General features: G+C 67.4%; 21 protein-coding genes and 2 pseudogenes. 9 read left to right on the top strand and 14 right to left on the bottom strand.

Annotated elements, in window-relative coordinates; genetic code table 11:
• Window positions 1–31: 31 nt before the first annotated feature.
• A complete protein-coding gene (locus tag KV106_RS19690; RefSeq protein WP_314733644.1) occupies window positions 32–694 on the bottom strand; it encodes an NAD(P)H-dependent oxidoreductase in 663 nt (220 codons plus the stop codon).
• A gap of 68 nt (window positions 695–762) precedes the next feature.
• Here KV106_RS19690 and KV106_RS19685 point away from each other — a divergent pair, with 68 nt between their 5' ends.
• Window positions 763–2019, top strand: coding sequence for an MgtC/SapB family protein (locus KV106_RS19685; protein WP_261211848.1), 1257 nt, complete (start codon window positions 763–765; stop codon window positions 2017–2019).
• Window positions 2020–2022: 3 nt separating this feature from the next.
• On the opposite strand, the pseudogene KV106_RS19680 reads toward KV106_RS19685, so the two are convergent.
• A pseudogene (locus tag KV106_RS19680) lies at window positions 2023–3858 on the bottom strand (adenosylcobalamin-dependent ribonucleoside-diphosphate reductase).
• A gap of 143 nt (window positions 3859–4001) precedes the next feature.
• Between KV106_RS19680 and KV106_RS19675 the strand changes: the two are divergent.
• The gene (locus KV106_RS19675) at window positions 4002–4274 is read left to right on the top strand and encodes a hypothetical protein (RefSeq protein WP_261211847.1); all 273 of its coding nucleotides are present in this window, start codon (window positions 4002–4004) and stop codon (window positions 4272–4274) included.
• Complete coding sequence (locus tag KV106_RS19670) at window positions 4271–5104, top strand: universal stress protein (protein ID WP_261211846.1); 834 nt, start codon at window positions 4271–4273, stop codon at window positions 5102–5104. Before KV106_RS19675 ends, KV106_RS19670 begins: the two co-directional genes overlap by 4 nt.
• Before the next feature lie 25 nt (window positions 5105–5129).
• Here the strand turns inward: KV106_RS19670 and KV106_RS19665 are convergent, their stop codons facing one another.
• The 5 genes from KV106_RS19665 to KV106_RS19645 form a co-directional block, all read right to left on the bottom strand.
• Window positions 5130–5372, bottom strand: coding sequence for a hypothetical protein (locus tag KV106_RS19665; protein ID WP_261211844.1), 243 nt, complete (start codon window positions 5370–5372; stop codon window positions 5130–5132).
• Window positions 5372–6085, bottom strand: a complete 714-nt coding sequence (locus tag KV106_RS19660; RefSeq protein WP_261211842.1) for a hypothetical protein — start codon at window positions 6083–6085, stop codon at window positions 5372–5374. The genes KV106_RS19665 and KV106_RS19660 overlap by 1 nt, the downstream gene beginning before the upstream one ends.
• 24 nt (window positions 6086–6109) lie before the next feature.
• On the bottom strand, window positions 6110–6496 hold the full coding sequence (locus tag KV106_RS19655) for an RT0821/Lpp0805 family surface protein (protein ID WP_057590574.1): 387 nt from the start codon (window positions 6494–6496) through the stop codon (window positions 6110–6112).
• 25 nt (window positions 6497–6521) lie between these two features.
• Window positions 6522–7706 carry a DesA family fatty acid desaturase gene (locus KV106_RS19650; protein WP_057590494.1) on the bottom strand — a complete coding sequence of 395 codons (1185 nt, stop codon included), beginning with the start codon at window positions 7704–7706 and terminating at the stop codon, window positions 6522–6524.
• A 205-nt stretch (window positions 7707–7911) separates the two neighbouring features.
• A complete protein-coding gene (locus KV106_RS19645) occupies window positions 7912–8325 on the bottom strand; it encodes a c-type cytochrome (RefSeq protein WP_261211840.1) in 414 nt (137 codons plus the stop codon).
• A 139-nt stretch (window positions 8326–8464) separates the two neighbouring features.
• Between KV106_RS19645 and KV106_RS19640 the strand changes: the two genes are divergently transcribed.
• Together KV106_RS19640 and KV106_RS19635 are read left to right on the top strand one after the other, a co-directional pair.
• On the top strand, window positions 8465–8890 hold the full coding sequence (locus KV106_RS19640; RefSeq protein ID WP_261211839.1) for an Hsp20/alpha crystallin family protein: 426 nt from the start codon (window positions 8465–8467) through the stop codon (window positions 8888–8890).
• A gap of 70 nt (window positions 8891–8960) precedes the next feature.
• A pseudogene (locus tag KV106_RS19635) lies at window positions 8961–9888 on the top strand (histone deacetylase family protein).
• A 33-nt stretch (window positions 9889–9921) separates the two neighbouring features.
• Here the strand turns inward: KV106_RS19635 and KV106_RS19630 are convergent.
• Window positions 9922–11658: a cation acetate symporter gene (locus KV106_RS19630; RefSeq protein ID WP_261211838.1), complete on the bottom strand. Its 1737-nt coding sequence runs from the start codon at window positions 11656–11658 to the stop codon at window positions 9922–9924.
• Window positions 11655–11975: a DUF485 domain-containing protein gene (locus KV106_RS19625; protein ID WP_057590497.1), complete on the bottom strand. Its 321-nt coding sequence runs from the start codon at window positions 11973–11975 to the stop codon at window positions 11655–11657. Before KV106_RS19625 ends, KV106_RS19630 begins: the two co-directional genes overlap by 4 nt.
• Window positions 11976–12116: 141 nt before the next feature.
• On the opposite strand from KV106_RS19625, the gene acs reads away from it, so the two are divergent.
• Window positions 12117–14093 (top strand): acetate--CoA ligase, encoded by a 1977-nt coding sequence (gene acs / locus KV106_RS19620; RefSeq protein WP_261211837.1) that lies wholly within the window; start codon window positions 12117–12119, stop codon window positions 14091–14093.
• Between the two features lie 10 nt (window positions 14094–14103).
• Here the strand turns inward: acs and KV106_RS19615 are convergent, their stop codons facing one another.
• Window positions 14104–14997, bottom strand: a complete 894-nt coding sequence (locus KV106_RS19615; RefSeq protein WP_261211836.1) for an MBL fold metallo-hydrolase — start codon at window positions 14995–14997, stop codon at window positions 14104–14106.
• Between the two features lie 88 nt (window positions 14998–15085).
• Between KV106_RS19615 and KV106_RS19610 the strand changes: the two genes are divergently transcribed.
• From KV106_RS19610 to KV106_RS19600, 3 genes are read left to right on the top strand one after another with little or no spacing between them, the layout of a single operon-like run.
• Entirely contained in the window at window positions 15086–15409 is a 324-nt protein-coding gene (locus KV106_RS19610; protein ID WP_057590500.1) for an ArsR/SmtB family transcription factor, read from the top strand.
• Complete coding sequence (locus KV106_RS19605) at window positions 15409–15843, top strand: YeeE/YedE family protein (RefSeq protein ID WP_261211834.1); 435 nt, start codon at window positions 15409–15411, stop codon at window positions 15841–15843. Before KV106_RS19610 ends, KV106_RS19605 begins: the two co-directional genes overlap by 1 nt.
• A 9-nt stretch (window positions 15844–15852) precedes the next feature.
• Complete coding sequence (locus KV106_RS19600; RefSeq protein ID WP_057590501.1) at window positions 15853–16269, top strand: DUF6691 family protein; 417 nt, start codon at window positions 15853–15855, stop codon at window positions 16267–16269.
• 167 nt (window positions 16270–16436) lie between these two features.
• On the opposite strand, the gene KV106_RS19595 is transcribed toward KV106_RS19600, so the two are convergent.
• The 4 genes from KV106_RS19595 to KV106_RS19580 all read right to left on the bottom strand — a co-directional run bounded on the left by KV106_RS19595 (window position 16437) and on the right by KV106_RS19580 (window position 20173).
• Window positions 16437–16943 carry a universal stress protein gene (locus tag KV106_RS19595; protein WP_057590502.1) on the bottom strand — a complete coding sequence of 169 codons (507 nt, stop codon included), beginning with the start codon at window positions 16941–16943 and terminating at the stop codon, window positions 16437–16439.
• Window positions 16944–17194: 251 nt separating this feature from the next.
• Window positions 17195–17878, bottom strand: coding sequence for an ABC transporter ATP-binding protein (locus tag KV106_RS19590; protein WP_261211832.1), 684 nt, complete (start codon window positions 17876–17878; stop codon window positions 17195–17197).
• A complete protein-coding gene (locus KV106_RS19585) occupies window positions 17871–19049 on the bottom strand; it encodes an ABC transporter permease (protein ID WP_261211830.1) in 1179 nt (392 codons plus the stop codon). The genes KV106_RS19590 and KV106_RS19585 overlap by 8 nt, the downstream gene beginning before the upstream one ends.
• 59 nt (window positions 19050–19108) lie before the next feature.
• The gene (locus tag KV106_RS19580) at window positions 19109–20173 is read right to left on the bottom strand and encodes an efflux RND transporter periplasmic adaptor subunit (protein WP_409976540.1); all 1065 of its coding nucleotides are present in this window, start codon (window positions 20171–20173) and stop codon (window positions 19109–19111) included.
• Window positions 20174–20224: the final 51 nt, after the last annotated feature.

Here is a 20224-nt window from a genome sequence, read left to right as displayed (position 1 = left end):
GGAATCTCCGAATCGTCGCGCAAGAAGCCCTCTACCGGCCCTCGCGTCCCAGGACAATGAACCGGCGCAGCCACTGCTCGCGCTGGACATCGCTCATGCTCTCGACCTGTCCGACCAGGGTTTCGTGAACCGGCGCAATGCCCACGAAGCCGAGAATGTTCCGCTCCAGCGCCTTCAGGCTGTGGGCGCGGAAGTACCAGCGATAGACCAGCGCCGGCATTCCCATGGTCACGACGATGCGTGCCGAACGTCCCCTGAGCAGCTTCGCGCCGATGCCGCCTTCCGATGGCCGCCCGAGCGCAAACCCCGGGCGAAGCACCTGCTCGAGGAAGGCCCTGGTGACGGCGGGCATGCCGCCGAGCCACAGGGGAAAGAACAGCACGATGTGCCCGGCCCGCAGGATCGCCTCCTGCGCCGGCTGCAGCGCCACCGGCACGGCTTCGGTGTCCCATGACGTCTTGCTGCCCAGCAGCGGGAAGTCCAGCTCGGCAACGTGGATGACCCGGACTTCATGGCCCGCTGCCCGCGCGCCCTGCGCATAGGCCTGGGCGAGCGAATGGCCGAAATGCGGGGCCGACGCATCGGGATGGCCCTGAAGCAGGAGGATTTGTCTAGGCATGGTGTTCAGCGCAACGGAGATGAAGCCATCCTCGGCATCGCGCGATGCTCCCGGTTTGCGCGAGATCAAGCCCAAGCGATCTCGGGCAATGTCCGATGGCCATCGAGTCTTGACGCCGCGCCGCCCGGGGCGACACTGAAGGCATGAGCACCATCAGCCCATCGGCCGCGATCGTCGGGCTCGCCGTGGCGCTGGGCATCGGCCTCATCGTCGGCATCGAGCGCGAGCGCCGCAAGGGCGACGGCGACCGGCGCGCGGCCGCGGGATTGCGCACCTTCGCCATCGTGGCGCTGGCCGGCGCGGTGGCGCAGATCCTGCCGGGCCTGGCGCTCGTTCCCATCGGGGGGGCGCTCGTCGCCGCGCTGGCGGCCGTGTCCCACTGGAAGAGCCGCTCGCCGGACCCGGGCATGACCACCGAGATCGCGCTGTTCGCCACCTACCTGATCGGCGTGCTGAGCGTCATCGAGCCGTCGCTGGGTGCGGCGTGCGGAACGGGCCTGGCGCTGCTGCTGGCGGCGCGCCGCGGGCTGCACCGCTTCGCCACGGAACTGCTCAGCGAACAGGAGCTGCGCGACGGCGTGCTGCTGGCGGCGCTCGCTCTGATCGCGCTGCCGCTCATTCCGTCCCAGCCTGTCGCGATGCTCGGCGGCATCGCGCCACGGCCGCTGGCCGCGATGGTGCTGCTGATCATGTCGGTACAGGCCGCGGGACAGGCGGCCGTACGCTGGCTCGGTGTGCGCGGCGGCCTGCTGGGAACAGGCTTCGCGTCCGGCTTCGTGTCGAGCACGGCGACCGTGGCGTCGTTGGGCAGCCGCGCGCGCGAACAGCCTTCGCACACCGGCCTGCTGGCTGGCGCCGCGGCCCTGTCCGCGGTCGCAACATGGGTGCTGGCTCTGACGATGGCTGCGGCACTTTCGCCGCAGGCCGGTCTTGCGCTGCTTCCGGTGGCGTTCGCCGGTGCGGCGGGCGCGGCTGCCGCGGGTCTGCTGCCTCTGTTGTCGCCCCAGCCTCGCATCGCGATCGAGGCGCGAGCCGACACGCGCAGTGCGCTGCGGCCCCGCGAGGCGCTGGTCGTTGCGACCGCGCTGGCGCTGGTTGCATTGCTGGTGGGCACGGCGCAGCGGCACTTCGGCGACGCGGGGCTGCAGATCGGCATCGCGCTCGCGGCGCTGGCCGATGCGCATGCCCCCGTGGCCTCGCTCGCTTCGCTGCATGCGGCCGGCACCCTGTCCACGGACCATTTCGTGCGCGGCGTGCTCCTGGCGGTGGGAACCAACACGCTCACACGCTGCGCAGTGGCCCTGGCAGCCGGTGGCTGGGCTTACGCCCTGCGCGTGGCGGCCGAGCTGCTGGCCAGCCTGGCCTGCGCGGGCGTTGCCTCCGTCTGGCTCAAGGGCTGAGCCTCACGCCGATGGAAGCGGGGTCGCGCACCCGGTGCATGACGGCCCCGGGCGGGCTTCCAGCACCGCCCTCAGCTGGTCGTTGGGCCGGTAGGTCGCCAGCCCCTTCAGTCCGAGGCGCCATGCGTGCATGTACAGCTCCTCGAATTCTTCGTATGGACAATCCGCTGGCACGTTGACCGTTTTCGAGATGCCCGCGTCGATGCAAGGCGCCACGGCGGCCACCATCTCCACCTGCGCCAGCGCGCTCATCTGCAGGGCGGAGACGAAAGCGGGACCGGGCACCGCCTGCGGCCCCTTGCGTTCGCGATACAGCCGCATCGCGTGGTCCTCGACCCTGTATTCCCCGATCCGCCCGTCCGGCAACCGCCTGCGCCGCGCGAAAGTCCATGCGTAGGCGGGCTCGATGCCGTTGCTCGCGTTGTCCGAGAAGGCCAGGCTGATGGTGCCGGTGGGCGCGATCGACAGCAGGTGCGAGTTGCGCACGCCGTGCGCGCGAATCAGCGCCTTCAGCGGATCAGGAAGACGGGAGGCGAAGGTGCCCGGGCGGAGGTAGGGATCGGCCTCGAAGAGAGGAAAGGTACCCCGCTCGCGGGCGAGTTCGCACGATGCGGCGTAGGCCGCGTCCCGCAAGGCCCGGGCGATGCGCTGCGCCGCATCGCGGCCCTCGGGCATGTCGTAGCGCAAATTCAGCATGACCAGGGCATCGCCCAGGCCGGTGAAGCCGAGGCCGATGCGCCGCTTGTCCAGAGCTTCCCGCCGCTGGCGCGCCAGCGGCCAGACGGTGATGTCCAGCACGTTGTCCAGCATGCGCACGGCCATGCCGGCAAGGCGCGAGAAGCCTGCTTCGTCGAAGCGCGCGGACGGCTCGAACGGGTTCTCGACGAAGCGGGTCAGGTCGATCGAGCCGAGACAGCAGCATCCGTAGGGCGGCAGGGGCTGCTCGCCGCATGGGTTGGTGGCCGCGATCGTCTCGCACCAGGAGAGATTGTTGTCGGTGTTGATACGGTCCAGGAACAACGCGCCGGGCTCCGCATGGGCGTAAGCCGATCGCATGATCCGTTCTCACAGCGCCCGCGCGGGGCGCGCGCCGTAGACCCACAGGCCGTCGTCGCGCCGGTGGTGGGCGTCGGTGCGGATGCGCGGCCCGGGTTCGGCCCGGTGCACCAACTCGACCACCCGGTCGTCGCGCACCGCCCGCATGAAGACGTCGGTCAGCCCCACGGACAGATTGAAGTTGGTCAGCTCGCCGCCGTCCTTCGCGCCGATGAAACCCTCGATGTCGGGGTGATCGCAGCGCAGCACGCCCATCTGCGCTCCCCGGCGAGCGCCCGCGGACTCCACGGTCCTGCACGAAGCGTCGAAAACACGCATGAACGGCACGGGCCCCGAGGCACTCGACCGCGTTCCGGCCACCCACGCGCCGCGAGGCCGGATGCGCGAGAAATCGTAGCCCACGCCCCCTCCCCTGCGCATGGTCTCGGCCGCCTCGGCCAACGCGACCTAGATGCCCGGGTACCCCTCGTCGTCGCCGGTGATCGAATCGCCCACGGGTTGCACGAAGCAGTTGATGAGCGTGGCCGCCAGCGTCGTGCCGGCGGCCGACTGAATGCGCCCCGCGGGCACGAAGCCATCGCGCGAGGCCTGGAGGAAACGCGATGCCCATGCCTCCCTGTCCTGCGGCTTCTCGGCCTGCGCCAGAGCCCGGGCCACGCGACGGTGGATATCGTCGATGCCATGCTCGTCCTCCCGGGCGTACTTCTCCATCAGCACGTCACCGCTGATCTGCTGAGCGGGCGGCGCGGAAGGCGGCTGGGCGTGGGTGATGTCGCTTGCCATGGGGATGGCTGCCGGTTCGTATGAGATGCCCATGATGAGCGGCTGCTTCCCGCGAAACTTGATCCAGCGCAAGCCGCTGGAAAGCGTGAACTCCTAGAGTGCTCCGACATTCATCGCATCGCCCGGACGGGAGAAAGGACGGCATGGTTCGCAGTTTTCGCACACCCGACATCACTATCAGGGTTCCTTTCGGGACCACGGAACCGGAGCGCATCGCACTGTTGCAGGCCGCCGGCATTCCGCTGGACGCCGGCGGCGAGCTTGCGGGGGGCTTCCTGTATGAACGCCGGCCCGGCAGGTTCGGCGACGGCTCCATCTTCCGCTGGCTGGACGCGAGTGGCGACGCGGCCGGCCCAGTCGCGGCAGCCTCCGGGCATGCCCCGCTGCAAAAAATTGTCGAGCGGGTCTCCGGATGAACACACTGCGTTCGATCCTCGTCCACCTGGACGGTACCGACCGGGCCGAAGTGCGGCTGCGCCTCGCGCACCGGCTGGCGGCACTGTACGACTCGACATTGGCCGCGCTCTTCGCGGTGTCGCCGCGCGTGCTGGCCGTGCTGCCGATGATGGGAGGGCTCCCACCCATGCCCACGGCCGGCGATATCGATCCCGAACACCGCGCCCACGCAGTCGCGGTGTTCGAGCGTCTTCTGCAGGACCACGCCAGCCGAAGCGACTGGCGCGAATTGCGCGGCGAGCCCGTTGTCGAGAGCTTCATCGGCCATGCGCTCACCTGCGATCTCATGGTGCTCGGACAGCGCAATCCGCGCGACACGGCCGGCTTCGACGTGCCGTCCGATTTCGTCGAGGCTGTCCTGCTCGGCAGCGGCAAGCCGGCGCTGGTCGTGCCCGCTGCCGGCCGGGTCTCTCCGAGGCCGGAGAAGGTACTGCTCGCCTGGCGGCCGACGCGCGAATCCGCCCGGGCGCTCGAGACCGCTTTGCCCCTGCTGCAGGCGGCGCAGGAAGTTCATCTGGCGCCCTTCGCACACGGCGACGACTTTGCCTCGTCGTTGTCGAGGCTGCGCGGCTACCTGCGACTGCACGGCATCGGGCCGGTACTGGAACATCGGGCGCCGGACGAAGGAAGGCACGCCGGCGAGGCGCTGCTGTTGCTGGCGGAAAAGACCGGCGCCGGCCTGATCGTCATGGGCGCCTACGGCCACAGCCCGGCGCGCGAGCTCGTGCTCGGTGGGGCCACCCGCACCGTGCTCGAATCAGCCACGATTCCGGTCTGGATGGCGCATTGAGCGGCCTCCCGGGCCCAGGCTCCGGCTAGCCCCAGGATGCCTTCGCGAATGCATCGACGAAGCGCGACAGCTCGGCGCGCGGCAGCCGGTCGATGCCCGCGGCGCGCGACCGGCCGGCACCGCCGAAGCTGCTGCACAGCGCGTGGGCACCGCGCGGAAGCGCCAGCGGCGCACGCACGCTGACGACATAGCCAGCGCCCTGCGCTTTCAGCACAGCATGCGCGAGACCGGGTTCCGCGTTGGCCAGTTCGTTGGCGAGACAGCCCATTACGCGCCGGCTCCAGGGCGCGTCGGGCAGCACGCGCACGTTGCCCTGGGGGCCCTGCCACAACATGGCGGCTGCAGCGGCCTGATGAAGGTCTTCGTGGCGCAGCGCATCGATCTCATCGACGACATTCTCGTGGGCCAGCATGTCGCGCGGGTCCGCGTAACGCGCCATCCGCGTGAACAGCACGCGGGGGCGATGCACACGTCGTGCTCGTACTCGCCGTAGGCGTTGTAGTTGATTAGCACGCCCAGCCGGCGCAGCCCCGCGCAGTCGCCGGGCTCGAAGCCGCCGTCGAGCGCCAGGCGGTCCGCCACCGCGCCCATGTTGTCGCCGTAGATGCCGACCAGCGCCCAGGCGCGATGCGCGCCGCCCAGGTAGCGATTGACCAGCAGGCTGGTGCAGACGTCGCTCGACTCGTCGACGTGCGTCTCGAGATTCGGATGCACCGACATCTCGCCGGCAGCGTGGTGGTCGAAGTAACGCACGCGAACGCCGTCGCCAAGCAGATGCGTCAGGCTGGAGCGGTTGCGCTGCATCGAGATGTCGAACACGTTGACTTCGTCGCCCGCGCCCGCGCGGACGCGCCCGAGCAGCGCGATGTCGCGCTTGAGCCCCGTCACGAGTTCGGCAGGCCCGGGCTCGTGCAGCCGCCATTGCAAGACGGCACACAGCCCGTCGGCGTCGCCGTTGCAGACATCGAATCGCCGGACCATGGCGCAGCCTCGGGCCCGCTTGACTCAGGCCGGAAGGCGCCAGTTGCCATCGGCCTGCCGGCATGCGCTGCCGCCGATGCTGTCGGGCCGCCCACCGGCCACTACTTCGAGCCTGAAGTCGCGGCACCGGATGCTGCCGCGCTCGAAGCTGCGCGTGGGCGTGAACACGAAGCTGTCGCCCGTCTCGCGGTTGCGCCATGCCGAGGATTCGCCGTTCGCCAGGGCGTCCAGTGCGTTTGCCACGCGGCGACGGTCATCGTCGCCCATCGCCCTGGCTGCCACGCTGCCCGGTACGGCACCGAAAGATCCGGTGAGCGTGCCGCCTGCCGGCTCCCGCGAGAAGAGACCGCTGCATCCGGCCAGCACCAGCGCCGTACACGAAACGCAAAGAACCGGCGCAACTTTCTTCATCTGCATCTCCGTGGCGCCGCCTAGCTCAAGCGTAGGAACGCAGGCGGCGCGAAAAGTCTGCAAGAGGCGCGATGCCGCTCGCCTCGGCGCGCAGGCACCAGTCCTGCAACTGCTTCGCGAGCTGCTCGCCGGTAGCGGTGGATCGGCTCCACAGCGCCGTCAGTTCCCCACGCATCGAATACATCGTAGCCAGCGCCTGCGAGGCATTCAATGCCTGAATCACCTGTTGGTAGCGGGAGGGGCCGAGCAACTCTTGGTCCTTGCCGAGCCATGGCTTCACCGCCTTGAGGGTGCGCGCGGCTTCCGGCGACAGGCGGCGCAGGCGGCCGAGTTCCGTGGTGCAGGCCTTCTTCAGCGAGCGGGTGTAGTTCGACAGCACGTCGTAATGGCAGCGGATGACCGCCTGCACGGTTGCAAGGTCGACGTTCGCCTTCGGTGCAACGAGGCGCGGCGTCGGCGCCACGTGCTTCACCTTCGCCAGACCAAAGGCCTGCAGGGTACGGATGTAGAGCCAGCCGATGTCGAATTCGAACCACCTGTTCGAGAGCTTGGCCGAGGCAGGAAAGGCGTGGTGGTTGTTGTGCAGCTCCTCCCCGCCGATCAGGATGCCGATCGGAAAGATGTTCGTGCTGGCGTCGCGTGCCGGCCAGTTGCGGTACCCCCAGTAGTGGCCGATGCCATTGACGACGCCCGCCGCCCAGAACGGAATCCACACGATCTGCGTGAGCAGGATCAGGCCGCCCGGCAACACTCCGAAAAGCGCCATGTCGACGATGCCCATCAGAACGATGCCGAGGATCTTGTGCTTCGAATAGAGATTGCGCTCCAGCCAGTCGTCGGGCGTGCCATGGCCGTAGCGTTCGAGGGTTTCCGCATGCCGGGCCTCGCGCACGTAGAGGAACACGCCGCCCCACAGCACCCGGTTGAGCCCATGAATCTGCGGGCTGTGCGGGTCTTCGGGGGTTTCGCACCTGGCGTGGTGCTTGCGGTGCACCGCGGCCCACTCCCTGGTCACCATGCCGGTGGTGAGCCACAGCCAGAAGCGGAAGAGATGGCTCACCGCCGGATGGAGCTCGAGCGCGCGATGCGCCTGGTGACGGTGCAGGAAGATGGTGACCGACGCGATGGTGACGTGGGTGAGCGCCAGTGCCGCGAGCACAGCGCCCCACCAGGGAAGATCGAGAACGCCGGAATAAAGCAGGGATTGCATTCGTACCTCTTGGACAATCGCGCGATTCTGCGGACCGCGCCCGCCCTGGGGATTGATGCAGGTCAATGCGCGTTGCGCGTGGCATCCATGTGCGAGATGACTCGCCGGGTCTTGCCGCTCCGCCCTCGCCGTTTTGCGCGCCTTGCGCCTCGGACTGGTGCCGCGCAAAACACCCGCATGCTGAAGCTGTCCGCCACAATGGGCTTCATGGTCGATCCGGCAGAGCCACCTTCGTAGGGCCTGCGCCGGATGGGGCTGGAACTGAAGACCTCAGCAAACCCGTCGTGTTCGTCGGTGTGAATCCGTAGAAGCGATCGTTGAGATAGCGGGCGACCTCTCTGATGTCTTCGTCGCGCCAGCCGAGCGAGGAGGCCTGCTGCCAGCGCCGCACCTGCTCCTCGAGGCTGTCCCAGTCGTAGACCAGCTTCCTGCCGCGCCAGTGCATCTTCTCGTTGTGACAGGCCACGCAGTTCGCGTTGTAGAGCAGTTCGCCGCGCGATGGCGACTGTGCCTGGGCCGCACTCCCGTGCAGGGCCGCGAAGGCCGCCAGCGCGACCGCCGCCGGCGTGGCCAGGCTCGGCATGCCGCAACGAAGGAACGAGGTGAACATGAGGCGCATGGGACTCCCCTTTGGGGCGTAGTCGGCTAAGGCTCCATCCTCCCCTGGTAACCAGACATTCGCTTGATCCAGCGCAACGAAGCCTGCGATGCGAGTACTTAAATTGAAGGCTCCTCAACTCATTCATGGAGCACCGCGCATGAACACCGCACTGTCCCGCCTGGACCGTATCGAAAACCTCTTTCCCGACATGCTGCGCCGCTGGGCACGGCCGCTGCAGCTGATCGACGAAGCTGAACTGCCGGCTGACATCCGCGTCGACGTCACCGAAAACGACAAGGAATACCTCGTCACCGCTGAAATTCCCGGCGCGAAGAAGGAAGACGTGCGCGTGTCGGTCGATGGAAGCTATGTCTCGATCTCCGCCGAGATCAGGAAGGACGAGGAGAAGAAGCACGGCCGCTCGATCGTCCGCGAAACCTATCGCGGCAGCGTGTCGCGCGGCTTCTCGCTGGCCAGCGAGGTCGACGACAAGAACGCCATGGCGAAGCTCGAAGACGGCGTGCTGCACCTGACGCTGCCCAAGCGCGCGAACAGTACCCACAACGTACTGAAGATCCAGTAACCACAGCCCGACCGGCGCCGCCGGCAGCGGGCTTCCCGCGCGGACCGCCCTGGTCTTCCGAGGAGCCCGCATGCTCGGCGCCTACATCACCCATCCCGACTGCGCCCGCCACGACATGGGCGCAGGCCACCCGGAATGCCCCGAGCGGCTTTCCGCCATTCATGACCGGCTGCTGATCGCGGGCCTGCTGGACTGCATGGTCCCGCACGACGCGCCTCTTGCGACCCATACCCAGCTGGTGCGCGCGCACACGATGGCGTACGTGCGCGAACTCATTGCCGAAGCTCCGGCGGAGGGCCATCGCTTCGTCGATCCCGACACCCTCATGAACCCGCACACGGTGCGGGCCGCTCTTCGCGCCACGGGGGCCGCTGTGCTGGCCACCGACCTGGTGCTGGCGGGCAAGGCGTCGACGGCCTTCTGCAACGTGCGTCCCCCCCGGGCACCACGCCACGCGCGACGCAGCCATGGGCTTTTGCTTCTCCAACAACGTGGCGGTGGGCATCCGGCATGCGCTGGACGTGCACGGCCTGCAGCGCGTGGCACTGATCGACTTCGACGTTCACCACGGCAACGGCAGCGCCGACATCTTCCGCGATGACGACCGCGTGCTCATGTGCTCCATCTTCGAGAGAGGGATCTACCCCTTCTCCGGCGAGGAAGACAACGGCCCGCGCATGGTGAACGTAGGCCTTCACGCGCGCTCCGGCGGCGATGCGTTCCGCGCAGCCGTCACCGGGCGCTGGCTGCCGGCGCTGGACGCCTTCGCGCCGCAGTTCGTCTACGTCTCGGCGGGCTTCGACGGGCATCGGGAGGACGACATGGGCAATCTTGGCTTGGTGGAGAATGACTACGTCAGGGTCACGCGACAGATCATGGACGTGGCGCAACGGCACTGCCAGGGTCGCGTCGTTTCGTGCCTGGAAGGCGGCTATGCGCTCAGTGCCCTCGCCCGCAGCGCCGCAGCCCACGTCAAGGTCTTGATCGGCGCCGACTGACCACTGCGCGAGGCAGCGGTCAGCGTGCAGGGCTCAGTGCCCGCTCGCGCCGTGTGCTCCGATGCCGGTCTCCGAACGCACCTGCTGCGCGAGGAAGCCACCGCGGTCCATCTGGGCCCGTGCACTTCGGTCGAGCATCGAGAACAGCCAGATGCCCACGAATGCGATGCTCATCGAGAAAAGACACGGCGATGTGTACGGGAACGGTGCCGAGCCTGCCGGGTAGCCGAGAGTGGCCTCCCAGACCGAGGGCGACACCACGGTCAGGGCCACCGAAGAGACCAGCCCCAGGAAGCCGCCGACCACCGCGCCGCGCGTGGTGCAGCCCTTCCAGAGCACCGACATGAAGAGCACCGGGAAGTTGGCCGAGGCCGCGATCGCGAAGGCCAGCGACACCATGAAGGCGATATTCTGTTTCTCGAACACGATGCCCAGCAGCACCGCTAGCGCACCGAGCGCCAGCGTGGTGATCTTCGACACGCGCAGTTCGGCCGCGCTGCCCGCGTCGCCTTTCCTGATGACGGTGGCATACAGGTCGTGCGACACCGCCGAGGCACCCGACAGCGTGAGGCCTGCCACCACCGCGAGGATGGTCGCGAACGCCACCGCCGAGATGAAGCCCAGGAACACGTTGCCGCCCACCGCATTGGCCAGGTGAATCGCCGCCATGTTGCCGCCGCCCCTGAGCACGCCCTTGGCGTCGAGGAAGTCGGGGTTGGTCAGCACGAAGGTGATGGCGCCGAAGCCGATGATGAAGGTCAGCAGGTAGAAGTATCCGATCCAGCCCGTGGCCCACATGACGGACTTGCGCGCCTCCTTGGCGCTGGGCACGGTGAAGAAGCGCATCAGGATGTGCGGCAGGCCGGCCGTGCCGAACATCAGTGCCATGCCGAAGGAGATCGCCGAGATCGGGTCCTTCACGAAGTTGCCCGGCCCCATGATCGACTGCCCGATGCTCGCGGCCACCTGGGCGGTCTTGCCGTCCTTGAGTGCCAGGTCTGTCTTGACCTTGACCGCGCCGGCGAACATCGCCTCGGGGCTGAAGCCGAAGTGCCACAACACCGAGAGAGCCATGAAGCTCGCGCCGCCCAGCAGCAGGCCGGCCTTGATGATCTGCACCCAGGTGGTGGCCGTCATGCCGCCGAAGAGCACGTAGACCATCATGAGCGAGCCGACGATGACCACCGCCACCCAGTATTCCAGGCCGAACAGCAGCTTGATGAGCTGCCCCGCCCCCACCATCTGCGCGATGAGGTAGAACGCCACCACCACCAGCGTGCCCGAGGCCGCGAAGATGCGCACCGGCGACTGCTTGAAGCGGAAGGCCGCCACGTCGGCGAAGGTGAACTTGCCGAGGTTGCGCAGCCGCTCGGCCATCAGGAAGGTGATGACCGGCCAGCCGACGAGAAAGCCGATGGAATAGATCAACCCGTCGTAGCCGGTGGCCATCACCGCGGCCGAGATTCCGAGGAACGATGCCGCCGACATGTAGTCGCCGGCAATCGCGAGCCCGTTCTGGAAGCCCGTGATGCCGCCGCCGGCCGTGTAGAAGTCGGATGCAGACCGTGTGCGCGCCGCGGCCCACTTCGTGATGAAGAGGGTCGCCACCACGAAGAGCCCGAACATGCCGATCGCGGTCCAGTTGGTGGCCTGCCGCTGCAACTGGCCCAGGTCGGCACCGGCCGCGAAAGCACCTGCCGACACGGCACACAGCGCGAAGAAGGCGGCGGCGGATCGCACGCGGGATGGACTCGGAAGATGGGCGCTCATGGCTTGGCCGCTTTCTGTACCGCCTTGACCACGGCGTCGGAGAGGGTGTCGAACTCCGCGTTCGCCCGGCGCACGTAGTAGCCGGTGATGGCCACGGTGAAGACAATCACCCCGAAGCCGATCGGCATGCCCAGGGTCATGACGCCGTCGCCGATACGCCGCGCCAGGAACTCCTTGTCGAAGGCCACCAGCAGCACGAATCCGTAATACGCGATGAGCATCAGCACCGCCAGCGTCCAGCCGAAGCGGTCACGCCGGCGCTTGAGTTGCCTGTATTGGGGATGCGCGGCGATGCGCGCGACCAGTTCGTCTTCCATCGAGGTCTCCTGTTTTGCAATGGGCGGATTAGGAGCGCGCGCGCCTCGCCGAAGCTTGCGCTGGCGCAAGGTTTTGTTCTTCGCCGCCTGCAAGATCGCGTCACTTCACCTGGCTCCACTTCCCTGCGAAAGACACGAGACATGAACGCTCCCGACCTCCCGTCCCGCCTTCCGACCTATGCGCCGCCGGAAGCACTCGCCCGCAACGCCCATGTTGCAGGCCGTGCCGCTTATGACGCACTGGTGGCCGAAGCCGATGCCGACCACGAGGGCTACTGGGCCCGTCTGGCGCGCGAATTCGTCGGCTGGAAGACACCGTTCACCAGGACGCTGGACAGCAGCGATGCGCCCCACTACCGCTGGTTCGAGGACGGTACCCTCAACGTGTCGTGGAACTGCCTGGACCGCCAGGTGACGGCCGGCAAGGGCGACAAGGTGGCGATCGTCTTCGAGTCGGACGATGGCAAGGTCACCCGCACGACCTATTCGCAACTGCTCGCACAGACTTGCCGCATGGCCAACGCGCTGAAGGCGCGCGGCGTGAAGAAAAGCGACCGCGTCGTCATCTACATGCCGATGTCGGTCGAGGGCGTGGTGGCGATGCAGGCTTGCGCGCGGCTCGGTGCGGTGCACTCGGTGGTGTTCGGCGGCTTCTCGGCGCATGCGTTGCGCGACCGCATCGCAGACACCGGTGCCGCAGTGGTCATCACCGCCGACCAGCAGGTGCGCGCGGGCAAGCAATTACCGCTCAAGGCGCTGGTCGACGAAGCGCTCGCGCTTGGCGGCTGCGAGGCGGTGGCGTCCGTCATCGTCTATCGGCGCACCGGCGCCCCCATCGCGTGGACTCAGCGCGACCTCTGGATGCATGAGATCACGCAAGTGCAGGACGATCGTTGCTCGCCCGAATGGGTGGGCGCCGAACACCCCTTGTTCCTGCTCTACACGTCCGGCTCCACCGGCAAGCCCAAGGGCGTGCAGCATTGCAGCGGCGGCTACCTGCTGCACGCGGCGCTCACAACCAAGTGGACTTTCGACATGCACGACGACGACGTGTTCTGGTGCACGGCCGACATCGGCTGGGTCACGGGTCACACCTACATCGCCTACGGCCCGCTGGCGATCGGTGCCACGGAGGTGGTGTTCGAGGGCGTGCCCACCTACCCCGACGCAGGCCGCTTCTGGCAGATGATCGAGCGGCACGGCGTGACGGCCTTCTACACCGCACCCACGGCAATCCGCTCGCTCATCAAGGCCGCCGAAGGCGACCCGGCCGTGCACCCCGACCGCTACGACCTGGGCAGCCTGCGCGTGCTGGGCTCGGTCGGCGAGCCGATCAACCCGGCTGCCTGGGAGTGGTATCGCCAGCATGTGGGCGGCGGCCGTTGCCCGGTGCTCGACACCTGGTGGCAGACCGAGACCGGCGGCCACATGATCGCGCCGCTGCCGGGTGCCACCGATCTCGTGCCGGGCTCCTGCACCTTGCCCTTCCCGGGCATCGCCGCGGCCATCGTCGACGAGACCGGCAACGACGTGCCCAACGGCGAGAGTGGCCTGTTGGTCATCAAGAAGCCCTGGCCGAGCATGATCCGCGGGGTGTGGGGCGACGACGCGCGCTACCGTTCAAGCTACTACCCGCCCGAGCTGCGCGGCTACTACCTGGCGGGCGACGGTGCCTCGCGCGACGCGCTCACGGGCTATTTCACCATCGGCGGGCGCATCGACGACGTGCTGAACGTCAGCGGTCACCGCATGGGCACGATGGAGATCGAGTCGGCGCTTGTGGCCTGCACGGCGCTGGTGGCCGAGGCAGCGGTGGTCGGGCGACCCGACGACACCACAGGCGAGGCGATCTGCGCGTTCGTGGTGCTCAAGCAGCCTCGACCCCAGGGGCCGGAGGCCAACCGGCTGGCGGGCGAGTTGCGCGCCTGGATCGGCAAGGAGATCGGCCCCATCGCCAAGCCCAGGGAGATCCGCTTCGCGGACAACCTGCCCAAGACGCGCAGCGGCAAGATCATGCGCCGCCTGCTGCGCTCTGTGGCCAAGGGCGAAGCGATCACACAGGACGTGTCGACGCTGGAGAACCCGGCGATCCTCGACCAGTTGACCGAGGCGCACTGAGCCTGCCCTGCTACCCCCGGGCCGGGGCGCGGTGCACCGGGAGCGCATTCAACGGAATGCGCAGGTACGCGACGCCGTTGTCGTCGACAGGCGGAAACCGCCCCGCCCGCACGTTCACCTGGATCGACGGGAGGATGAGCGTCGGTACATCCAGGGTCGCGTCGCGGGCCGTGCGCATCGCGACGAACTCGTCGACGCCGATGCCGTCGCGCACATGGATGTTGTGCGCACGCTGTTCCGCAACCGTGGTCTGCCAGCGGGCCTGCCGCGACGCCGGCGGGTAGTCGTGGCAGACGTACATGGCGGTGTCGGGCGGCAGCGCCAGCAGCCTGCGCATCGACCCATAGAGCTGGCGGGCATCGCCGCCGGGAAAGTCGGCGCGTGCGCTGCCGAGATCGGGCATGAAGAGCGTGTCGCCGACGAATACGGCGCCGTCCACCAGATAGGCCATGTCCGCAGGGGTGTGCCCCGGCACCAGCAAGGCGGTGGCCTCGACGTCGCCGATCTTGAATACCTCGCCGTCCTTGAACAGGTGGTCGAACTGACTTCCGTCGGGCAGGAAGCCGCGTTCGAGGTTGAAGAGCTTCTGGAAGGTCGACTGGACGACGCGGATGTTCTTGCCGATGGCGATTCTTCCGCCCACCCGCTCCTGGATGTGGCGGGCTCCGGACAGGTGATCTGCATGCGCATGGGTCTCCAGGATCCAGTCGATGCTCAGGCCGTGGTCGCGGACATAGGCGAGCAGCTTGTCGGCCGACGCGGTGCTGGTATGCCCTGACTTGAAGTCGTAGTCCAGCACCGGGTCGATGACCGCAGCATGCCTTGTGGCCTCCTCCCACAAAACGTAGGAAATCGTCCCTGTCCCGGGGTCGAAGAAGCCTTCAATCATCGTGCGGGTTGCCATGAGTGCTCCATTCAGGGATGTTCCGTTGTTCGCACAAACAATATATACTTAAATATAATATGTCAATCGAAAGCGAAACTTCGAACCCATGAAGACTTTGTCCCTGGTCATTGACCCTGCGCTCCTGCGCTCAGCCGCCGGCAAGGCGGTCACGGCACTCAAGCTCCTGGCCAACGAAGACCGCCTCCTTCTCCTGTGCCAGATGTCGCAAGGCGAAATGTGCGTCAGCGACCTGGAGCAGACACTAGGTATCCACCAGCCCACGCTGTCGCAGCAACTGGGCGTGCTGCGCAACGAGGGCGTCGTCAACACCCGCCGCGAAGGCAAGAACATCTTCTACAGCGTGGCCGACCCTGCAATGCTGGAAATCCTCGCGGTCCTGTATCGCCTCTACTGCCCGAAGGAAGAATGATGACCATCGACTGGCAGCACTTCACCCCGCTCGCAGCGCTGGCCGGTGGCGTGCTCATCGGCATCGCCGCGGCGATGTTCTTGCTGCTCAACGGGCGCATCGCAGGCATCAGCGGCGTGCTCGGGGGACTGCTCAGGCCGCTCAGGGGCGACGTGGCATGGCGCGGCGCCTTCACGCTGGGACTCGTCGGTGCACCTCTGGTCTATCTGCTCTTCGCGGCGCTGCCCAGGCCGCAGATCGACGCAGGATACGGCACGCTGATCCTCGCCGGGCTGCTCGTCGGCGTGGGCACGCGCTACGGGTCCGGCTGCACGAGCGGTCATGGGGTCTGCGGCATTTCCCGCCTGTCGCCACGCTCGCTCGTGGCCACGTTGGCGTTCATGGGCACCGGCTTTGCCACTGTGTTCGTGACACGTCATCTGCTCGGGGCCTGAGGAGACGCCATGCTCGTTTTCGCTTCACTGCTCGCCGGCCTGGTCTTCGGGCTCGGCCTCATCGTTTCCGGCATGGCCAATCCGGCCAAGGTGCTCGGCTTCCTCGACCTTTCCGGTGCCTGGGACCCGTCCCTTGCCTTCGTCATGGCTGGCGCCATCGCGGTCGCCATGGCGGCGTTCATGGTGGCGGGACGTCGCAGGGTATCGATCCTCGGTGCCGAGATGTGTCTGCCCTCGGCGCGCCGCCTCGACCGCCGCCTCATCGGAGGCAGCCTGCTCTTCGGCATCGGCTGGGGTCTCGCCGGATTCTGTCCCGGTCCGGGCCTGGTCGCTCTCGGAATGGGCGAAGGCAAGGCCCTCATCTTCGTGGCCGCGATGCTGACGGGCATGGGAATCTTCGAAATCCTCGAACGGCTCCATCGTTGAAGGAGCCAGTGCAGTCAGAGGCCCGCTTCACGCACGCGCTTCAGGAAGTCGGATTCGTCCTCCTGCCGCCGCATAGGCGCGCGTCGCCGGAAAGGCGCCAGGCACAGTGCGAACAGTTTCTTCATGGCTATTCCTTGCTTGGGGGTTGAGGCCGCCGTCGATCGAACTCAAGCAGTAAGAGCTGCCGACTCGTTCGCCGTCGCGTGCACGAGCATCACGGGCACCGACGAACCACGCAAGATCCGCTCCGCACTGCTTCCCAGCAGCACCTCGCCCAGGTCGCGCCGGCCGTGTGTGCCGGCCACGACAAGATCGGCATGCCACCGCCTTGCTTCGTCGGCGACCAGGCTGGAGACGGTGCCGTCCCATTCGTTGTAGAGCACAGAGTCGACCTCGACATCCGCGTGGCGCACGAGATCGATGCTCCGGTCGACCAGGCGCGTGGCCTCGGCGCGCAGGTCCGCAGGCCCATTGCGCGCATAGCCGGCTTGCGCAATGGACAACTCGTCGATCACATGAAGAAGCCGGATCTGGCTATTCATCGCTCTGGCAAGGCGAGTCGCTTCCTCGACTGCCCGGACCGCCGCCGGGCTGCCGTCGATGGGAACGAGTATTCGTCGATACACAAGAGACTTCTTCGCCGGGAACGGGCTTGCCGTGAGCACGAAGCTCATCGAAGCGCAGACACGAAGCGGCCGTGCCGTGCCCTGCTCGATTTCTCGATCGATGCAGTGGCGGTCCTGGCAATCATGCTGTTCATGACGTCATCTTCTTTCCGGGTTGCATTGAATGTCGTCTCATTCTGTACATGGCCCGCGGCGATGGCTTGACATGCATCAATGGACGCGGAGCCGCATGAACATCCGGTGCAAGGAGGACGAAATCGATCCAGCCCTTCCGCCTGTGAGGACCGGGGCGGCCCGGCTCAGGCCTGGATCTGACCGTCTACGACTTGGATGATGCGGTCGCAACGCCGGGCGAGTTCCGGGTTGTGGGTGACGAACAGGATCGCCATGCCACGCTCGCGATTGGCTTTTTGCAGGAGCTCGAACACCGCGTCGGCCGCCTTGGTGTCGAGGTTCCCCGTGGGTTCGTCCGCGAGCAGCAGCGGCGGGTCCATGGCGAGCGACCGGGCCACGGCCACGCGCTGTTGCTGGCCGCCGCTGAGCTGGGTGACCATGCTGTCGCGCCATCTCTCCAGGCCTACGTTGTCGAGCAGCTCAGCCGCGCGCCGCTCCATGTCCTCGTTGAGGAAGCCTGCATCGCCGAGCATCGGCATCATCACGTTCTCCACAGCGGTGAAGCCAGCGAGCAGGTTGTGATATTGGAAGATGAAACCGATGTTGTGCCCGCGCAGGCGCGTGAGCGCGCGCTCGTCGAGCACGCGGGTCTCTTTACCGCCGATGCGCAGCGATCCGCTCGTGGGCCGGTCCAGCAGACCGACGATATTGAGAAGCGTGCTCTTGCCCGAACCCGACGGCCCCATGACCGCGCAGAATTCGCCGCGCGCCAGGGTGAGGTCGATGCCGTGCAGCACCTCGGTCTCGTTCGGCAGACCGAGATTGAAAGCCTTGTGCACGCCGTGCAGGCTGACGACGGGTTCAACCACGGATCGCCACCACGGGGTCAAGGCGCGCCGCGCGCAGCGCCGGCGCGAATGCGGCTGCCAGACCGGTGAGCGTGGCCAGCAGGAGCGACGCCACGAACAGGCCCGGCTCGACGGCCAGCGGAAAAAGCGGCGTGCCGTCGGGGTTGAGCGCGTAGCGTTGCCACAGCAGCAGCGCCATCAGCCCGATGCCCGCGCCGCCAAAGGAACCCAGCAGCCCGAGCAGCCCGCCCTGCAACAGGAAGACCCGCAGCACCTGCCCGCGCGAGATGCCCATGGCGCGCAGGATGCCGATCTCCCGCGACTTCTGCACCACCGACACCACCAGCACGCTGGCGATGCCGAAAGCCACCGAGAGACCGACGAAGAAGCGGATGGTGGTGTTCGACGTCTTCTGCGCCTGCACGGCGGTGAAGAATTGTGCGTTGGTCGCGATCCAGCTGTCGGCTTCCACACCGGTGGCCGCGGTGATGCGCTGCGCGACGGTCTCGGCGGCATAGATGTCCTTCACCTTCACCTCCAGGCTGGAGACACCGCCGACGAGACCCAGCAGGCTCTGCGCCGTGCGCAGCGCCACGAAGGTGGTGCGCTGGTTGGCGGGCTTGCTGCCCAGGTCGAACAGGCCTGTGACCATGAGCGTCTGGTCAGCACCGCTGGCGGAAGACACGCGCAGCTTGTCGCCGATGCCCACGCCCAGGTCGATGGCGAGATCGGTGCCAATCAGGATGTCGGTCGGCGTGAGGCGCGTGCTGCCGCGCACCATCTTCTCGGGCAGCGCCACGATGAGGAAATACGGCGCCGGGTCGATGCCGTTCACCGAGACCGCGCGGCTCGCCTCGCCACGGATCACCAACGCGGAGCCGCCCGCCGCGGGCGCCACCACTTCCACGTCGGGCATGGCGCGGACTTGCGCCGCGATCGACTGCCATTGATCGATCGACTTCAGACGCTGAAGCGGTGCCTGCACGATGGCGTCTTCGAGCGGGAGAGCGCCATCCGCGCGCCCGGCGCCGAGCGTTCGCGCCGCCTCCTTGGGCGGCAGCAGCTGGATATGCGATTGCGCCGTGAGCACGCGACGGATGAAATTGGACTGCAGGCCCGTAAGCAACGCCGACATGAACACGATCACAGCCACTCCGATCGCAATGCCGGCGAGGATGAACAGGGTCTGCATGCGCCCTTCGCGCAGGAAGCGCAGCGCGACGATCCATTCGAAGGGCAGCCAGCGGTTTCTCATGGCCATGCTGGGCGCGTATCGACCGGCGCGGCGAGCACCGCGCGCAGACGAGATCCGTCATGAATGTCCGCCGTCTTCGCGGGCAGCACCAGATCGCCCGGGCGCAGGCCTTCGAGCACCTCGCTGAAGCCGCCACCGCGCAGCCCCAGTCGCACCGGCTGGCGCCGCGCGTGGCGCCCGTCCACCTTGAGCACCCAGGGTTCAGCCCGGTCTGCGTCGTGCAGCGCGTCGGAAGCCACCAGCACGGCCTGCGACCGTTGTGCGACCTGGATATCGACCGACACCGTCATGTCCTGCCGCAAGTAGGCCGGCGCCTCGGGAACGTCCAGCTTGACCTCGACCGAGCCGCGCTGCACGTCCACGCCCGGGTTGATGTAGACCAGTTCGGCCGTCAGTCGCTTCTCGGGGTAGGCATCGGCCGAGGCGACCGCCTTCTGGCCAGGCGCGAGCAACTGCAGGTTCTTCTCGTCGATCTGCACCACCAGTTGGGTCTTGCCGGCCGGAGAGAGAACCATCAGTGCCTTGCCCGGCTGAACCACGTCGCCGGGCTCCACGGCGCGGTCGATCAGCGTGCCGTCCACGGGCGCCGCGATGGTGGCGTAGACCAGGCGCGAATGCGCCATGGCCGCGCCCGCCATCGCCTGCGCGAGCGCGGTCTCGGCCATGGCGTAGTCGCTGCCGCCGACGCGTGTGCCGTCGAGTTGGCTCTGGCTGGACCGTAGCTGCGACTCGGCGAGGTCGACGCTCTTGTGCACGTCGTCCAGTGCCGCCTGTCCGACGAAGCCCTGCCGGAAAAGGTCGGTGTTGCGGCGCAGTTGCGCGCGCGCGTTGTCGAGGTTCACCTGCGCCTGGCGCACGACCTGCACCGCCACCGGCGCCTGCACCTCGCGCAATTGCCGCAGGCGGGCCCGTGCCTGTGACACAGCTGCGTCGGCCTGCGCGAGTGCTGCCGACCACTCGGCGCTTTCGAGTTCGATCAGCACCTGCCCCACACGCACGCTCTGGCCTTCGGTCACCGGTACGCGCTTCACCTTGCCGGTGATCTGGGTGCCGATGTTCACGCGGTGCGGCGTCTCGACATGCCCGCTGGCCACGACCGATTGGACAAAATC

The sequence above is a fragment of the Variovorax endophyticus genome, assembly GCF_025376855.1.
Lineage (GTDB): Bacteria > Pseudomonadota > Gammaproteobacteria > Burkholderiales > Burkholderiaceae_C > Variovorax.
Note: the sequence above shows the minus strand (reverse complement) of the source record. Positions and strands in the feature narration are given on the sequence as shown.

Bases quoted from the DNA above. Each gene is read 5' to 3' on its own strand.
- KV106_RS19685 (WP_261211848.1), top strand. From the start codon at position 763: ATGAGCACCATCAGCCCATCGGCCGCGATCGTCGGGCTCGCCGTGGCG.
- KV106_RS19675 (WP_261211847.1), top strand. From the start codon at position 4,002: ATGGTTCGCAGTTTTCGCACACCCGACATCACTATCAGGGTTCCTTTC.
- KV106_RS19670 (WP_261211846.1), top strand. From the start codon at position 4,271: ATGAACACACTGCGTTCGATCCTCGTCCACCTGGACGGTACCGACCGG.
- KV106_RS19665 (WP_261211844.1), bottom strand. From the start codon at position 5,372: ATGGGCTGTCTCGCCAACGAACTGGCCAACGCGGAACCCGGTCTCGCG.
- KV106_RS19660 (WP_261211842.1), bottom strand. From the start codon at position 6,085: ATGGTCCGGCGATTCGATGTCTGCAACGGCGACGCCGACGGGCTGTGT.
- KV106_RS19655 (WP_057590574.1), bottom strand. From the start codon at position 6,496: ATGAAGAAAGTTGCGCCGGTTCTTTGCGTTTCGTGTACGGCGCTGGTG.
- KV106_RS19650 (WP_057590494.1), bottom strand. From the start codon at position 7,706: ATGCAATCCCTGCTTTATTCCGGCGTTCTCGATCTTCCCTGGTGGGGC.
- KV106_RS19645 (WP_261211840.1), bottom strand. From the start codon at position 8,325: ATGCGCCTCATGTTCACCTCGTTCCTTCGTTGCGGCATGCCGAGCCTG.
- KV106_RS19640 (WP_261211839.1), top strand. From the start codon at position 8,465: ATGAACACCGCACTGTCCCGCCTGGACCGTATCGAAAACCTCTTTCCC.
- KV106_RS19630 (WP_261211838.1), bottom strand. From the start codon at position 11,658: ATGAGCGCCCATCTTCCGAGTCCATCCCGCGTGCGATCCGCCGCCGCC.
- KV106_RS19625 (WP_057590497.1), bottom strand. From the start codon at position 11,975: ATGGAAGACGAACTGGTCGCGCGCATCGCCGCGCATCCCCAATACAGG.
- acs (WP_261211837.1), top strand. From the start codon at position 12,117: ATGAACGCTCCCGACCTCCCGTCCCGCCTTCCGACCTATGCGCCGCCG.
- KV106_RS19615 (WP_261211836.1), bottom strand. From the start codon at position 14,997: ATGGCAACCCGCACGATGATTGAAGGCTTCTTCGACCCCGGGACAGGG.
- KV106_RS19610 (WP_057590500.1), top strand. From the start codon at position 15,086: ATGAAGACTTTGTCCCTGGTCATTGACCCTGCGCTCCTGCGCTCAGCC.
- KV106_RS19605 (WP_261211834.1), top strand. From the start codon at position 15,409: ATGACCATCGACTGGCAGCACTTCACCCCGCTCGCAGCGCTGGCCGGT.
- KV106_RS19600 (WP_057590501.1), top strand. From the start codon at position 15,853: ATGCTCGTTTTCGCTTCACTGCTCGCCGGCCTGGTCTTCGGGCTCGGC.
- KV106_RS19595 (WP_057590502.1), bottom strand. From the start codon at position 16,943: ATGAGCTTCGTGCTCACGGCAAGCCCGTTCCCGGCGAAGAAGTCTCTT.
- KV106_RS19585 (WP_261211830.1), bottom strand. From the start codon at position 19,049: ATGCAGACCCTGTTCATCCTCGCCGGCATTGCGATCGGAGTGGCTGTG.